The organism is Janthinobacterium sp. GW823-FHT01H08, from assembly GCF_058797855.1.
The window spans coordinates 5,060,217-5,075,145 of record NZ_CM179504.1; the positions used below are offsets into that span (position 1 = coordinate 5,060,217).

Annotated in this window: 12 protein-coding genes; 7 read left to right on the top strand and 5 right to left on the bottom strand. The window is 63.5% G+C overall.

Features of this window, described 5'->3' with window-relative positions:
- Nucleotides 1–38 precede the first annotated feature (38 nt).
- On the bottom strand, nucleotides 39–749 hold the full coding sequence (locus AC3RCG_RS22730; protein ID WP_492401941.1) for a pseudouridine synthase: 711 nt from the start codon (nucleotides 747–749) through the stop codon (nucleotides 39–41).
- 245 nt (nucleotides 750–994) lie between these two features.
- On the opposite strand from AC3RCG_RS22730, the gene AC3RCG_RS22735 reads away from it, so the two are divergent.
- Nucleotides 995–1,372 carry a hypothetical protein gene (locus tag AC3RCG_RS22735; RefSeq protein ID WP_492401940.1) on the top strand — a complete coding sequence of 126 codons (378 nt, stop codon included), beginning with the start codon at nucleotides 995–997 and terminating at the stop codon, nucleotides 1,370–1,372.
- A 377-nt stretch (nucleotides 1,373–1,749) separates the two neighbouring features.
- Here the strand turns inward: AC3RCG_RS22735 and AC3RCG_RS22740 are convergent, their stop codons facing one another.
- The 4 genes from AC3RCG_RS22740 to AC3RCG_RS22755 all read right to left on the bottom strand — a co-directional run bounded on the left by AC3RCG_RS22740 (nucleotide 1,750) and on the right by AC3RCG_RS22755 (nucleotide 4,927).
- The gene (locus AC3RCG_RS22740; RefSeq protein ID WP_070220183.1) at nucleotides 1,750–2,751 is read right to left on the bottom strand and encodes a S49 family peptidase; all 1,002 of its coding nucleotides are present in this window, start codon (nucleotides 2,749–2,751) and stop codon (nucleotides 1,750–1,752) included.
- A 41-nt stretch (nucleotides 2,752–2,792) separates the two neighbouring features.
- The gene (locus AC3RCG_RS22745; RefSeq protein ID WP_070289122.1) at nucleotides 2,793–3,170 is read right to left on the bottom strand and encodes a Rieske (2Fe-2S) protein; all 378 of its coding nucleotides are present in this window, start codon (nucleotides 3,168–3,170) and stop codon (nucleotides 2,793–2,795) included.
- The gene (locus tag AC3RCG_RS22750) at nucleotides 3,167–3,826 is read right to left on the bottom strand and encodes an HAD-IA family hydrolase (protein WP_070289164.1); all 660 of its coding nucleotides are present in this window, start codon (nucleotides 3,824–3,826) and stop codon (nucleotides 3,167–3,169) included. The genes AC3RCG_RS22745 and AC3RCG_RS22750 overlap by 4 nt, the downstream gene beginning before the upstream one ends.
- 105 nt (nucleotides 3,827–3,931) lie before the next feature.
- Entirely contained in the window at nucleotides 3,932–4,927 is a 996-nt protein-coding gene (locus tag AC3RCG_RS22755) for an RluA family pseudouridine synthase (RefSeq protein WP_070220186.1), read from the bottom strand.
- A gap of 691 nt (nucleotides 4,928–5,618) precedes the next feature.
- Between AC3RCG_RS22755 and AC3RCG_RS22760 the strand changes: the two genes are divergently transcribed.
- From AC3RCG_RS22760 to AC3RCG_RS22785, 6 genes are all read left to right on the top strand, one after another.
- Entirely contained in the window at nucleotides 5,619–8,759 is a 3,141-nt protein-coding gene (locus AC3RCG_RS22760) for an Rne/Rng family ribonuclease (protein ID WP_492401939.1), read from the top strand.
- A gap of 88 nt (nucleotides 8,760–8,847) precedes the next feature.
- Nucleotides 8,848–10,188, top strand: coding sequence for a chromate efflux transporter (chrA, locus tag AC3RCG_RS22765; protein WP_492401937.1), 1,341 nt, complete (start codon nucleotides 8,848–8,850; stop codon nucleotides 10,186–10,188).
- Nucleotides 10,189–10,687: 499 nt separating this feature from the next.
- Nucleotides 10,688–12,187, top strand: a complete 1,500-nt coding sequence (locus AC3RCG_RS22770) for a TolC family protein (protein WP_492401936.1) — start codon at nucleotides 10,688–10,690, stop codon at nucleotides 12,185–12,187.
- Nucleotides 12,184–12,966 carry an efflux RND transporter periplasmic adaptor subunit gene (locus tag AC3RCG_RS22775; protein ID WP_409028023.1) on the top strand — a complete coding sequence of 261 codons (783 nt, stop codon included), beginning with the start codon at nucleotides 12,184–12,186 and terminating at the stop codon, nucleotides 12,964–12,966. Before AC3RCG_RS22770 ends, AC3RCG_RS22775 begins: the two co-directional genes overlap by 4 nt.
- A gap of 34 nt (nucleotides 12,967–13,000) precedes the next feature.
- Nucleotides 13,001–13,849, top strand: a complete 849-nt coding sequence (locus AC3RCG_RS22780) for a phage tail protein (RefSeq protein ID WP_070220194.1) — start codon at nucleotides 13,001–13,003, stop codon at nucleotides 13,847–13,849.
- Between the two features lie 65 nt (nucleotides 13,850–13,914).
- Entirely contained in the window at nucleotides 13,915–14,928 is a 1,014-nt protein-coding gene (locus AC3RCG_RS22785) for a tetratricopeptide repeat protein (protein ID WP_492401935.1), read from the top strand.
- Nucleotide 14,929 lies beyond the last annotated feature (1 nt).

A 14,929-nucleotide genomic window follows, 5' to 3' on the forward strand; every position in this document is an offset into this window, starting at 1 on the left:
AAGCCGGGATATTCCCGGCTTTGACGGTCAGAAGAGTTTTACGCGAGGAGAGCGATCTGCTCGGGCGTCAGGTAACACCACTCGCCTTCCGCAATGCCCAGCGATTCCAGGGTCAGGCTGCCGATGGCGGAACGGTGCAGCGCGCTGCAATGGTTGCCGGCGGCGGCCAGCATGCGCTTGACCTGGTGGTATTTGCCTTGCTCGAGCACGATTTCCAGCTGGTACTCGCCGCGCTTGACACAGACGAGGGCGGCCAGCGGGGCCGGTTCGTCGTGCAATTGCACGCCGGCCAGCAGCAGGGCCACCAGTTCATCGGTCACGGGCTCTTGCGTCGTGGCCTGGTAAATTTTCGGAACGTGACGCTTCGGCGACGATTGGGCATGGATAAAGGGGCCATCGTCGGACATCAGCAGCATGCCCGTCGTATCGTGGTCGAGCCGGCCGACGGGCTGGACTTCGCGCCAGGTAAACTGTTCCGGCAGCAGGGTCAGCACGCCGGGATGATGGCTGGGTTTGCGCGAGCATTCGAAGTTGGCGGGCTTATTCAGCGCCAGGTACAGGTGGGCGCGGTACACCCACTCTTCTTCGAACACATGCAGCACCAGGCCGTCGGTCTCGACGGTGGTGCGGTAACTGGTCTGGGTGACGCCATCGATGACGACATCGCCATCTTCGATAAGGGAACGGCAATATTTACGGGTGCCAAAACCCTGCGATTGCAGGATGCGGTCTAGGGATAATTTACTCATGGGCGTGACTTTACCAGAAGCGGCTGGCAGCGTGAAGCGGCCCTGTACCAGGCCGCCGAGGTCGCACCAGCCTTGCGCAGGCACAGATGAGCTGAAGTGCAAGGTGAGATTTCGATATAAATGGTCAATTCCTTTGAGAAATATCAAGCGCTTGGAATATCGCATTGATAGACTGAAACTTCGTTAGGAATCCGCCTAACGAGCTTTAGGAATAATAACCAGGCAACGACTCACAAGGACATTGTATGAAGCATACCGATACCATCGCCTTAGAAGGCAGCATCGCCGACATGCGCCAGCGCATCGCTACGGAACAGGCGGCCATGCACAAGGTCAGACTCGGCGTGGCGCGTTGGAGCAACACTCCTGCGCAGCAGGACGGGGGCGCAACGCCGTCGCCTGCGAGCCAGTCGCACTGGCATGCCGAGGCCCAATGCCATTTCATGTGCTGGCTGGAGCTGGGCGGTTTTGCGCAAACGGATGCGGAAACCGAGAACGTGCCGGCGCCCGCCATGGCGGACACGCCGCCTGACATCAGTTCCGGCGCCAACGCCAGCACCATCGCGACGCCGGCCCGGCAGGCAAGCAGCGTGTCCGCGCACTGCAACGGCTGCGCCGTCTGAAACCGGCCTATTCAACCAGCCATGCCCTGCCCTCGCATGCCTGCCTTGCCAGCACGCCCAGACACCACATCCGGCAACACCGGTCCATCCGGCACGAAAGAGGAACAAAAGGAAACGGCGGCATTGCGCCGCCGTTCCCAAGCCCCATCGGGACTTTAGTGAGGAATGTAAATTCACTCAAAACCACATCTGCGATGCGGCGAGTAGTTCCAAGACTTGCCAATCAAGTTAGTACTGACAACATAGTTGATATATCGCCCCTCCTTGAAAAGAACTACGCTTTCACTATAGCCCAAGCAGCCCCATTTTCAAGCCAATTTACCACCTTATTGAAAATCATTCTCGACTGGCTTGCCTGCCAGCCAAGAGTGATGTCCTCAGCGCAACGCCGGTTGTGACTGCTGCACGGCCGCCTTCATGGCGCCCGCGCCCATGGCGGCGCCAAACTTTTTGAGCACGCGCTCCGGCAAGCCTTCATGTTGCGTGTAGTCGACGATGTCTTCCGCCTTGACGACGTCGCGCGCCACGCTGTCGACCGTGCCGAAATCGTCGGCCAGGCCCATTTCCACGGCTTTCGCCCCCGTCCAGTACAGGCCCGAGAAGGTATCGGCCGTTTCCTTCAGGCGCTTGCCCCGTCCCGCCCGCACCACCTCGATGAATTGCTGGTGGATTTCATTGAGCATGCCTTGCGCATACGCCTTGTGCTTTTCCGTCAGGGGGCTGAACGGGTCCATGAAGCCCTTGTTCTCGCCCGCCGTCAGCAGACGCCGCTCGACGCCCACCTTTTCCATCACGCCCGTAAAGCCGAAGCCATCCATCAGCACGCCGATCGAGCCGACCACGCTGGCCTTGTTGACATAGATGCGGTCGGCGGCGGCGGCGATGTAATAGCCGCCCGAGGCGCACATTTCATCGACCACCACATATAAAGGCTTGTCCGGATAGCCCTTGCGCAAGCGCTGCATCTCGTCGACGATCATGCCCGCCTGCACGGGACTGCCGCCCGGACTATTAATATGCAGCACCACGGCCACGGAGCCGCTATCGGAAAACGCCTTGTCCAGCGCGGGGATGACGACGGCGGCCGAGCCGCTGCCTTCGGACTCGATGGCGCCGCTGATGTCGATCAGGGCCGTGTGGCGGCCCAGGGTCTCGCTGTCGTCGGCCGTGTTGTAGTCATAAAACACCCACAGCGCAAACAGCACGATCAGCAGGCCGAAGACCTTGAAGAAGATGCTCCAGCGGCGGTGCGCGCGCTGCTCTTGCAAAGTGGCAAATACCAGCTTTTCCAGCACGTCGCGCTCCCAGTTGCCTGCAGGGGCGCCGTGGCCGGCGGCTGGCGCGCTGCTGTCCAGCTTGTCATTCGTGTTTTCGCTCATGGTTCACTTTGTTTAAATTGCAATAATGCCTGCACCGGGCTTCAGGCCGGCAGCGGCTGGACATACTCGTCGGGCTGCCAATACAGCTGGCCGTCGCGCTCGGTCACGGGTATCGGACGCAAGCGGCCGCCCTTGCAGGGGCCGCCCGCGCAGTAGCCGCTCTCCGGCACATAGATGGCGCCATGCGTCGAACACATCAGATACAAGCCGCTGGACTCGAAAAACTCGCCCTCGGCCCAGTCCAGCTCGATGGGCACATGGGCGCAGCGGTTCAGGTAGCCATACGCCTTGCCGCCGTGGCGCACGACAAAGCCCGTGGTCGTTTCGCCGCCGGCCGAGACGGGAAAGCGCACGCCCTTGCCGCCATCGGCCACGGCGTCGGCCGCACAAATGAACACATCGACAACGTCGCTCATCATGCGTGCTCGCTCAGCCATTGGTGCAGATCGGCCACCGTGGCGGCCGAATACAGGGGATGGCAAGCCTGCAACTGCGCCACCGGATGCGCTCCATACTCTACGGCAATACCCGCCGCACCCGCATTGCTTGCCATCAACAAATCATGGCTGGTGTCGCCGATCATCACGGTACGGCGCATATCCTGCCCCAGTTCGCGCGTCAGCTCCTGCAGCATGGCCGGATGGGGCTTGGAAAACGTTTCATCGGCGCAGCGCGTCGCATCGAACAGCGACAGCAGCTTGACGGCATTCAGCGAACGATTCAGGCCGACACGGCTCTTGCCCGTGGCGACGGCGAGAAAGTACGCTTGCTGCGAGAGTTCCAGCAGCATCTCGTGTACGCCGGGAAACAGGGTCAGCTCATGGTCGCGCGACAGATAGTGATAGCGGTAGCGCTCGGCCATGCGCGCATGGTATTTCGGCTCCACGTCGGGCATCACCAGCTGCATCGCTTCCTGCAAACCCAGGCCGATCACATGCGAGGCCAGCAACTCGGTGGGAATGGGCAAGCCCAGGTCTTTGGCCGATGCCTGGATGCACTTGACGATGGTCGAGGTACTGTCTATCAGGGTACCGTCCCAATCGAAGACGATCAGATCAAATTGCTTTCTTGCCATGTTTCCCGACGGCATAGCCGCCGGCTCCTTGAGAATGAATGATGGCGACTGACTACCTTGTGAGTAGTGTCGCGCGCACGCGGTGGATCGTTAAGTAACTCCCAATTATCGTGCGGCTACGGCCAATGGTTTGCCCAAGCTTACCAAGAAACGCTCGCATTCGGCAGCCAGCGGCGCGTTCAGGGTCATCGTCTTGCCCGTCTCCGGATGCGTAAACGTGATCTGGTGCGCGTGCAGGAACATGCGTTTCAGGGCGCCGCGCGTGCTGTCGGCCTTCAACAGGGCACGGTTGAGGGCAAAGTCGCCATATTTATCGTCGCCGGCGATGGGGAAACCGGACGACGACAGGTGCACGCGGATCTGGTGCGTGCGTCCCGTCTTCAATTCCGCTTCCAGCAAGGCGAAGTTGTGATATTTATGCAACAGTGAAAACACCGTGTGCGACGCCAGGCCATCGGCCTGCACGGCCACCCGGCGCTCGCCTTCGGCCGTCGTATATTTATGCAGCGGCAACTTGATATGCTGGCGCGCATTCTTCCAGTCGCCGGCCACCAGCACCAGGTAGCGCTTGTCGGTAAGGCCGTCGCGCATCTGCTCGTGCAGGTTGGTCAGCGCCGTGCGTTTCTTTGCCAGCAACAGCAAGCCGGACGTGTCGCGGTCCAGGCGGTGCACCAGTTCCAGGAACTTGGCGTCGGGGCGCGAGGCGCGCAATTGCTCGATCACGCCGAACGATACGCCCGAGCCGCCATGCACGGCCACGCCGGCCGGCTTGTCGATGACGAGCAGCTGCGCATCTTCGAAGATGATCTTGAATTCGGCGGCCGGCGCGCCCGTGGGCGCCTTTTCGGCCACGCGCACGGGTGGAATGCGCACCACGTCGCCGGCGGCGAGGCGGTACAGCTGATCGATACGGCCTTTATTCACGCGCACCTCTCCCGATCGCAAGATCCGGTAGATGTGGCTTTTAGGCACTCCCTTGCACACTCTTAATAAGTAGTTGTCGATGCGCTGGCCTGCTTCTTCCTCGGCGATCGTTACGAATTGGGCTTGCGGCTGAACCGGGGGTGTTGAAGGGGGAACAACATCATTTTGACTCTTCATTTACTATGTCTTCCCAGAAATCTCTCTAAGTCCTTCATTTTGAATATATAATTGTTTTTGCTGCGGCCCTGGCTGCTGCGAGTGTAAGAATAAAAGCACATTTTACACAGGGGCGTCTCCACCGGCCTCGCCAAATTGCAAATTCGGTGGAAAAAAATGTATATGCACCATCCCTGCGCGAATCAAGGTTGCACCGTAGTTGTAATCGGATAACGCGTGGAGATGCTGAAGTGAGTGTGGGATTATAAGGATAAGTACCCGTTAGCGCGACTTATCGAGTCGGGCTCGCGGGTTGATGAAGTTGATAACGCTTGCCGTTTTCGCCAAACCCGTATGCGGTCACCTGAGGTTGTCGATGAATAGGCTGAGGCCAAGCCTCGCCATCGCGATCCCTGTAATGAGCCGGCTTACGATTTGGCTCTGAATTTGCTGACCACTTGCATTCTCTGCCCCCGATGCAGTTCATTCTCATCCGGGCTGTTACAGATGAGTTGCAAGTGTCCCGTGCACTCGGCATGACGATTGACCTCACCGCGCCTGTTGCGGCCGTAACGTATACCTCGTACGCGTTGTTGCTCCGCACGCCTGGGCATTTCCCCCGCCAGCACTCCCGTTCTCGCATATATCCCTGTACTTCGCCGCTTCCCCGGAAGCGGCTTTGAGATGGCCTACGGGTCGCGGAGTTATAAAAATGAAACGCATGTTGTTTAATGCCACGCAGCAAGAAGAACTGCGCGTAGCGATTGTCGACGGACAAAAACTGATCGACATCGATATCGAGACAGCCGGGCGCGAACAGCGCAAATCCAACATCTACAAGGGCGTGATCACGCGCATCGAGCCATCGCTCGAAGCGTGCTTCGTCAGCTATGGCGAAGACCGCCACGGCTTCCTGCCTTTCAAGGAAGTTGCCCGCACGTATTTCCGCGAAGGCGTCGACGTCCGTAACGCCTCCGTCAAGGAAGCGCTGCGCGAAGGCCAGGAAATCATGGTGCAAGTGGAAAAGGAAGAGCGCGGCAACAAGGGCGCCGCCCTGACCTCGTTCGTCTCGCTGGCCGGCCGTTACCTGGTATTGATGCCGAACAACCCGCGTGGCGGTGGCGTATCGCGCCGCGTGGAAGGGGAAGAGCGCCAGGAATTGCGCGAAACCATGGATAAACTGGACTTGCCTGCTGGCATGTCCGTGATCGCCCGCACCGCCGGCATCGGCCGCAACGTCGATGAACTGCAGTGGGACTTGAATTACCTGATGCAACTGTGGCGCGCCATCGAAGGCGCCGGCAAGTCGGCCAACGGCGCGTTCCTGATCTACCAGGAATCGTCGCTCGTCATCCGCGCCATCCGCGACTACTTCCAGCCCGACATCGGCGAGATCCTGATCGACACCGACGAGATCTACGACCAGGCGCACCAGTTCATGAGCCACGTGATGCCCGACATGGTGCACCGCGTAAAACGCTACAGCGACGACGTGCCGCTGTTCTCGCGCTTCCAGATCGAACATCAGATCGAAACGGCCTACAGCCGCACCGTGCCGCTGCCATCGGGCGGCGCCATCGTCATCGACCACACGGAAGCGCTGGTCTCCGTCGACGTCAACTCGGCCCGCGCCACGCGCGGCTCGGACATCGAGACGACCGCCTTCAACACCAACTGCGAAGCGGCCGAAGAAGTGGCCCGCCAGCTGCGTTTGCGCGATTTGGGCGGCTTGATCGTCATCGACTTCATCGACATGGAAGTGGCGAAAAATCAACGCGAAGTGGAACAGCGCCTCAAGGATGCGCTGCACCATGACCGTGCCCGTGTACAAATGGGCAAGATTTCCCGCTTCGGCCTGATGGAACTGTCGCGCCAGCGCCTGCGCCCTTCGCTGTCCGAAGGCTCGCACGTGACGTGCCCGCGCTGCTCCGGCACCGGCCACATCCGCGACACGGAATCGTCAGCCCTGCAGGTGCTGCGCATCATCCAGGAAGAGGCGATGAAGGAAAACTCGGCCACCATCCACGTACAGGTGCCTGTGGACGTGGGCGCCTTCCTGCTCAACGAAAAGCGCGGCGAAGTACTCAAAATCGAGAACCGTCACCGCATCGCCGTGATCCTGATCCCGAACAAGCATCTGGAAACGCCGCACTACAAGCTGGAACGCATCAAGCACGACGATCCGCGTCTGGAAGACAGCCAGGCCAGCTACAACCTGGCCGAAAGCGCTGAAACCGACATGGCGTACAGCAAGCGCCAGAAGGAAGAAGCGAAGCCGCGTCAGGAAGCCGTCGTCAAGACGATCACCCCTGACCAGCCGGCACCGCTGGTCGAGCGCAAGCCCGTCGAAGCAAAACCGGCCCCGGTGGCCGCGCCTGCCGCGCCGCAAGGCCTGATCGCCAAGATCATCAGCTTCTTCACCGGCGCCCCGGCACCGGTGGCGCCAGCGCCTGCCCCTGTCGCACCGGCCAAGCCGGCCGGCACCGACCGCGGCGACCGCAACAGCCGTGGCCCGCGTGGCCGCGGCCGTAACGGCAAGCCTGGCCGCGAAGAGCGCGAACCTGGCCAGGGCCGCCCAGCCCAGGACGATGCGGCGAAAGAAGCGGAAGCACTGGAAAAGGCGGCCCGTCCGCCACGCCCACCGCGTCCGCCACGCGAACCGCGTGAAGCCCGCGAGAACGGCGATACGGCAGCGGCACCACGCGAACGGGGCGAGCGTCCTGAACGCGCGGAACGTCCCGAGCGCGCCGAGCGCCCGGAACGTGCCGAGCGTCCGCCACGCCAGCCACGCGAAGGCCGCGAACCACGCGCCGACAAGGCTGTAGTTGCTGAAGTGAAAGCTGAAGAGCTGGCCCTGGTTGGCGCCAGCGCCAGCGCGGTAAATGTCGTCGTGGCGTCGAACGGCCCGGACGCTGATGCCGCGCCAACGAGCTTGCTGAAAGCGCCGGCAAATGCCGGCCCTGAAGGCGAAGAGACGGAAACCGACGTGGAAGGCGAAGAACCGCGCCGCCGCCGCCGTCGTGGTGGCCGCAACCGCAACCGCCGCGACCGCGAAACGGGCGAGCTGATCGAATCGGCAAACGGCGAGAACGAAGGCCAGGACACGCCAGTGATCAGCTTTACGGTCGCTCCTGCGCCGGAAGCCGCAACGGATGCTGCGCCGGTCGCCGTCGTGGCTGCCGCCGCGGTCGTCGTCGCTGCGCCGGTGGAAGCTGCCGTCGTGGAAGTGGTGGAAGTGGTGGAAGTGGCCAAGGTGGTCGACATCGCCAAGGTCGAGGAAGCCGCTCCTGCCGCTGAAGCCGCGCCAGTTGCTGCACCGGTCGTAGCGCAAGCCCCTGTCGAAGTGGCTGCAGCGCAAGCTGAACCAGCCGCTGCCGAGCCAGCGCCAGCTGCCGAGTACAGCTTTGCCGAGAAAGCGGAAGCCGCACCGGCGCCAGCGCCTGCTCCAGCGGAAGTCATCGTCGAAGCGGCACCGGTCGAGGAAACGGTTGCTGTCGTGGAAACCGTCGCCGTGGCTGAAGAAGTTCCAGCAGCAGCGCCAGTCGCCGAAGCGGCGCCGGCCGTGGCGCAAGCCGCACCGGTAGTTGCCGAAGCTGCTCCTGCTCCTGCACCTGCACCTGTCGTTGCTCCAGCTTCCGCACCGGCTCCATCGCCGGTGCCTGCGCCGCTGGACCTGGACGCAGTGCTCGGTTCGGCCGGCCTGACCCTGGCTGCCACCGATCCGGAAAAACTGCGCCTGGCGCAGGAAGCGGCCGCCAAGGCAGTCGCTCCCGTGCGCAAGCCGCGCGAACGCAAGCCATTGCCGCCGCAATCGGATGAGCCGTTGATCCAGGTCAACACGCAACGTCCATAAGCGCGCCGGGTTCGCCCAGCCGCCAATGATGAAAGGGGGAGCTCAGGCTTCCCCTTTTTTACGTCCCCACCTTTGCCAGCCAGCCGCCATGCACGAGAACGCCAACCTTCCCCCTCCCGCCCCCGTCAGCCTGCGCAGCGCCTTCTGGTACTGGCTCAAGCTGGGCTGCGTCAGCTTTGGCGGCCCGGCCGGCCAGATCGCCATGATGCATGCGGAACTGGTGGAAAAGCGGCGCTGGATTTCGGAGCAGCGTTTCCTGCACGCCCTCAATTACTGCATGCTGCTGCCGGGGCCGGAAGCGACCCAGCTGGCCATCTACATCGGCTGGCTGATGCACCGCACGCGCGGCGCCCTGGTGGCGGGCCTGCTGTTTTTGCTGCCCTCGCTGCTGGTGCTGATCGGCCTGTCATGGTTGTACATGGCGTATGGCAACGTGGGCGCCATCGCCGGCATCCTGTACGGCATCAAGCCGGCCGTCGTCGCCATCGTGCTGGCGGCCGCCTGGCGCCTGGGCCGGCGCACCTTGCGCAGCCCCGGCCTGATCGCCATCGCGGCGGCGGCATTTGTCGCCATCGCCGCGCTACGGCTGCCATTTCCGCTGATCGTGCTCGCCGCCGCCCTGCTGGGCATGGCGGGCGGTCGCTGGCTGCCGGGCCATTTTCATGCCAGCGGTACCTCGCATGGCGGTGCGGCCCGCTACGGCGCCGCCCTGATCGATGACGACACGCCCACGCCGGACCACGCGCGCTTCCGCTGGCCGCGCCTGCTTGGCACGGCCGCCGTGGGCCTGGCGCTGGCCTTCTTCGCCTGGCTGGGCCTGGCACTGGCGGGCGGGGCGGACCAGCCGCTGGCGCAGATGGGCGTGTTTTTCAGCAAGGCCGCCTTGCTCACGTTCGGCGGCGCGTACGCCGTGCTGCCCTATCTGGTGCAGGGCGCCGCCGACCACTACCACTGGATTACGAGCGCGCAGATGATGGATGGCCTGGCGCTGGGCGAGACGACGCCCGGCCCCCTGATCATGATCGTCGCCTTCATCGGCTTTGTCGGCGGCTGGAGCCATGCCGTGACGGGAGAGCAGCTGTGGCTGGCGGGCATATGCGGCGCGTTCGTCGCCAGCTGGTTTACCTTCCTGCCCTCATTTATCTTCATCCTGGCCGGTGCGCCGCTGGTGGAGGCGTCGCGCGGCAATTTGCGCCTGAGCGCGCCGTTGACGGCCATCTCGGCGGCCGTGGTGGGCGTCATCGCCAGCCTGGCCCTGTTCTTTGGCCGCCATGTGTTCTGGCAAGCAAATCCGCTGCCCCACTGGGATTGGCTGGCGATGATCATCGCGCTGGCAGCCGGCGTGGCGCTGATCAGGTTTCAAGTGGGAACCATCAAATTGCTGCTGGTCTGCGCCGCCATCGGCCTGGCGCGTGCCTGGCTGGCTTGAACACGGAAGCGTCGCGCCAGACAATCATCGCATCCCGCCGGCATCAACAGAATCTCCACCAACAAGCGCGGAGGATATTATTTCCTTATTATTAATAATCAGGATTTGATGCAGGTTAATTTAATTGGCGGCATATATATACCATTAATAAATAGAATATTTATTTCAGCAATTTAGTATCTCCCCATTCTCACGCCAGCAACCAGACCTGAACCCGGCAGGCATGGCACCACGCTCTGTGCGGCTGCCCCCACCTGCGAGCGCAGCCGCATCGTGATCGATTGCCATGCCCGCCCGACATATCATTCTCAAATAAATAAATGTGGCATATATGCAACAAATGAAAAATTGATTATTTGAATGAGTGCGACGTCATATACTTACTCGAAAGAAAATTACTGTTTCACCGTCATTAACCCGGCAGTTTCCTCGAGAATATCCATTAATGCGCGCTCAACAATTACATCATCCCATGCCCACTTCCGCGATCAGGACACTCATGCTCGGCTGCGCCAGCTTATGGCTGCTGAGCGCTTGCTCGACACTCGACGTCGGCACCGCCAAGCTTTCCACGGCAGAGGTCAGCGCCACGCTGCAGGACGACAAGGCGGCCCTGGCGCGCGACGTGGAGGCGCTGAACGGCCCCCTGACCCTCGATGGCGCCATCGCCCGCGCCATCAAATACAACGCCGAACGCCGCTACAAGGCCATGGAGGAAGCCGTTGCCATGGGCACCTTCGAGGCAGGGCAGTTCGACATGCTGCCCAAGCTGATCGCCTCGGCCGGCTACCGCGACCGCAACAATGACCTGATTACGCGCAGCGTCGATTCCGTCACGGGCGCGCCGTCGCTGGCCAATCCCTACATCTCGTCCAGCCGCCAGGTGCTGAGCACGGAACTGGGCATTTCCTGGAGCCTGCTCGATTTCGGCCAGAGCTACTACGCGGCGCGGCAGAATGCGGACCGCGTGATGATCGCCGGCGAGCGCCGCCGCAAGGCCCTGCACAACCTGATACTCGACGTGCGCACAGCCTACTGGCGCGTGGTGGCGGCGCAGAAGCTGGTGCCCCTGCTGCGCAGCACCATCGCCGAATCGGAAGCGGCCCTGAAGGATGCGCGCACGGCGGAGAGCGACCGCATCCGTTCGCCACTGGAACCGTTGCGCTACCAGCGCCAGCTGCTGGAAAACCTGCGCCTGCTGGAAACCATCGAGCAGGAACTGTCGACGGCGCGCGTGGAACTGGCGGCCCTGACCGCCCTGCCGCTGAGCAGCGGCTATAGCGTGGTCGAAGCGGGCGGCGACGTCAACACGGCCTGGCTGAACCAGCCGATCGAAAAAATGGAAGAAGTGGCGCTGCTGCGCAATCCCGACCTGCGCGAAGGCATCTACAACGCCCGCATCGCCCAGCAGGAAACCCGGCGCACCATGCTCAAGCTGTTCCCCGGCCTGTCCTTCAACTATGGCGTCAAGCACAGCAACGACGATTACCTGATCCATCAGAACTGGAACGAGGCCGGCGCGCAGATCTCGTTCAACCTGCTGGGCCTGTTATCGGCGCCGGCGCAGATGCGCCTGGCCGACGCGGGCGTGAGCCTGGCCAACCAGCGCCGCATGGCCATGCAGATGGCGGTGCTGAGCCAGCTTCATATTGCTCGTCAGCAATACGCCAACACGGCCCGCCAGTATGAGCGCGCCGACGCCATCGCCGAAGTGGACGGACGTATCGCCCAGCACATCGCCAATCAGGCCGAGGCGCAGAAACAGTCGGCGCTGGACCGCATTTCGCAGCAAAGCACGGCCGTCCTGTCGCAGCTGCGCCGCTACCAGGCACTGTCGAACGCGCAGGCCGCCGCATCGCGCCTGCAAGCGACCCTGGGCATGGAACCGGTGGTCAACGGCTCGTCCGACATGCCGCTGGCCGAACTGACGGCGGCCGTCGCGCAATCGCTGCAGACCTGGAACCAGGCCCAGCTGCCATCGCCTGAGGACCGTCCATGAAGTTGGTCGCACCCGCAATACGCATGACCCTGGCCGGCGCGCTGGCCCTGACCTTGCAGCACGCCGCGCTGGCCGCCGCGCCGCAGCCGGCCAGCGCCGGCGCCACGCTGGAAACGCGGGAAATCCGCGCCCAGCTGGCGCCGCGCCGCTACACCACCCTGGCCGCCGAGATCGGCGCCAAGATCAACCGCCTGCCGCTGCCGGAAGGCGCGGCCTTCAAGCAGGGACAGTTGCTGGTGCAGTTCGACTGCGTGCTGCAGCAGGCGCAGCTGGCCAAGGCGGAAGCGGCGCGGATGGCGGCCGAGACCAACTGGCAGGGCAACCAGAAACTCGCCGACCTCAATTCCGTGGGCAAGGTCGAACTCGACATTTCCAGGGCAGAAGCGCTCAAGGCGCAGGCCGAAGTGGCCGCCAACCGGGCATTGCTGGGCAAATGCCAGATCGTCGCGCCGTTCGCCGGCCGCATCGCCGAGCAGAAGGCGCGCGAGCAGCAGTACGTGCAGCCGGGCCAGGCCCTGCTGGAAATTCTGGACGACAGCACCCTGGTGCTGGAATTCATCATTCCATCTCGCTGGATGAGCTGGGTGCGCAACGGCACGCCCTTCCAGGTCAGCATCGACGAAACGGGCAAGAGCTATCCGGCCAAGGTGCAGCGCATCGGCGCCCGCGTCGACCCCGTCAGCCAGTCCGTCAAGCTGAGCGCCGTCATCGACGGGCGCTTCGGCGAACTGGTGGCCGGCATGAGCGGCAAGGTGCTGATGCAGCCGCCGGCAAAATGATTTTTTCACCCTGCTTAGACCAAAAGGAGAGCCCATGAAATCTCGTCCGCACCGCGTCGCCCGCTGCCTGACGCTCGCTGCCGTTGCCGCAGCCGCAGCCAGCTGGAGCACGGCCAGCTATGCCTGCCCCGCCGAACCCTATGTTTCCAGCATCTGCGTGATGGCCTGGACCCGCAATGACCTGTACGGCTACTTGCCGGCCAACGGCCAGTCCCTCAACGTCAACCAGAATGCCGCGCTGTACTCGCTGCTGGGCACGACCTATGGCGGCAGCGGCAACACCACCTTCAACCTGCCGGACCTGCGCGGCCGCACCGTGATCGGTGCCGGCACCGTCGACGCCAACACCAGCTACACGGTGGGCCAGAAGGTAGGCACCGTCAGCGCCACCCTGACCATGGCCAATCTGCCGGCCCATGCGCATACCTTGCCGGCGGTCGACTTGAGCAAGGTCAGCGGCTCGGTCAACCTGGCTCAGACGACCGGCACGCCCACCACCATTTCGATGGCGCCCGTCACCTACACCGCCAATACCAGTGCGCTGACACTGACGCTGAAAGCCAGCAGCGCCGCGGGTGCGTCGGCCACGCCGCTGGCCGGCGGCGTGCCGGGAGCGGTAAATACCCCGGTGGCGAAGCTGTATAACACCAGCGCACCCGACGTGGTCATGGGCGGCGGCTCCCTGGGCGGCAGCATTACCGTCACCTCCGCCGGCTCGCCTGCCATTACGCTGGCCGGTACCGCCCCGGTGACGCTGAACGGCTCCCTGCCGGCAGCCGTCAGCGGCCCTGCAGGCACGGGCGCCGCGTTCAGCATCATGCAGCCGTCCATGGCCATGTATTACTACATCGCCTCCGTCGGCATCTACCCGCAGTCGAACTGACGGACCTCGCCACCTAACCTTGTGTTGCGCGGCCGCCTCCGAGCGGAGCGGCCGCCGAAATCATCATGCAGCCATACCGCCTCTTTCAAGTCTTGCTGTCCCTGACGCTGCTGGCGGCGCCGGGCGCGCGCGCCGGGCGGCCGGCCGACCATGCCCTGCCGCTGCAAGCCGCATATGCCTTGCTGGCCAAGGGCGACTATGCCAGCGCCTACCCGGCCTTCCTGCGCCACGCGGAGAACAATCCCCTCGCCCAGTTCACCCTGGCCCAGTTCCACCAGAATGGCTGGGGCCGGCCAGCCGACCCCGACACCGCCTGCGCGTGGTTCGGCAAGGCCGCCCAGGGCAAGATACCGACGGCCCTGCATTTCGCCGGCGACTGCCTGATGCGCACTCCGGACACGCCAGGCAATGCCGCCGCCGCGCTGTCCAGCTACCTGGCCGCCGCCGCGAACGGCCACCTCATTTCACTGTGCTCGGCCAGCGAATTCTATGTCCGCGGCCGCTACGTCGCCCGGGACGTGCCGCACGGCCTGGCGCTGTGCGCCCAGGCGGCGCAGGCCGGTTCGCCGCCGGCCATGCTGAAACTGGCCAATTACCTGCGCAACGACCGCGACGTGCCGCACGACGCGGCCATGGCGCGCCACTGGTACCGCATGGCGGCGGAACGCCAGATCGACGAGGCGCGCTACCAGCTGGCCATCATGCAAGCGCAGGGAGAAGGCGGCGAAGCCGAGGGCGAGGCGGCGCTGCTTGCCCTGGAAGAACTGGCGAGCAAGGGCTATGTCCCCGCCTACCTGCCCACGGCGACGCTGTACGCCCACCTGCCGCCCGACGCCGATACGGGCGCGCCCGGCGCCGCCAACCTGGCCAAGATTTATCTGTGGGCCAGCGCCGCCCGCAGCCGCCTGAGCGAGCCCGCCCTGCAAGACCAGGCGCGGCAGCTGCAAGACCAGGTGCTGGCCATCATGCCGCCCGAATGGCGGCCGGCGCTCGACCGCAAGATCGACGCCCACCTCGCCCAATTCGCCGCCCCGGGCACGCCGCTCAAGCGCGCCCGTCACGTATCACCAGGAGCCTGAC

Coding starts and splice junctions, on each gene's coding strand:
- AC3RCG_RS22785 (WP_492401935.1), top strand. CDS start 13,915: ATGCAGCCATACCGCCTCTTTCAAGTCTTGCTGTCCCTGACGCTGCTG.
- AC3RCG_RS22735 (WP_492401940.1), top strand. CDS start 995: ATGAAGCATACCGATACCATCGCCTTAGAAGGCAGCATCGCCGACATG.
- AC3RCG_RS22745 (WP_070289122.1), bottom strand. CDS start 3,170: ATGATGAGCGACGTTGTCGATGTGTTCATTTGTGCGGCCGACGCCGTG.
- AC3RCG_RS22730 (WP_492401941.1), bottom strand. CDS start 749: ATGAGTAAATTATCCCTAGACCGCATCCTGCAATCGCAGGGTTTTGGC.
- AC3RCG_RS22755 (WP_070220186.1), bottom strand. CDS start 4,927: ATGAAGAGTCAAAATGATGTTGTTCCCCCTTCAACACCCCCGGTTCAG.
- AC3RCG_RS22760 (WP_492401939.1), top strand. CDS start 5,619: ATGAAACGCATGTTGTTTAATGCCACGCAGCAAGAAGAACTGCGCGTA.
- AC3RCG_RS22750 (WP_070289164.1), bottom strand. CDS start 3,826: ATGGCAAGAAAGCAATTTGATCTGATCGTCTTCGATTGGGACGGTACC.
- AC3RCG_RS22775 (WP_409028023.1), top strand. CDS start 12,184: ATGAAGTTGGTCGCACCCGCAATACGCATGACCCTGGCCGGCGCGCTG.
- chrA (WP_492401937.1), top strand. CDS start 8,848: ATGCACGAGAACGCCAACCTTCCCCCTCCCGCCCCCGTCAGCCTGCGC.
- AC3RCG_RS22740 (WP_070220183.1), bottom strand. CDS start 2,751: ATGAGCGAAAACACGAATGACAAGCTGGACAGCAGCGCGCCAGCCGCC.
- AC3RCG_RS22780 (WP_070220194.1), top strand. CDS start 13,001: ATGAAATCTCGTCCGCACCGCGTCGCCCGCTGCCTGACGCTCGCTGCC.
- AC3RCG_RS22770 (WP_492401936.1), top strand. CDS start 10,688: ATGCTCGGCTGCGCCAGCTTATGGCTGCTGAGCGCTTGCTCGACACTC.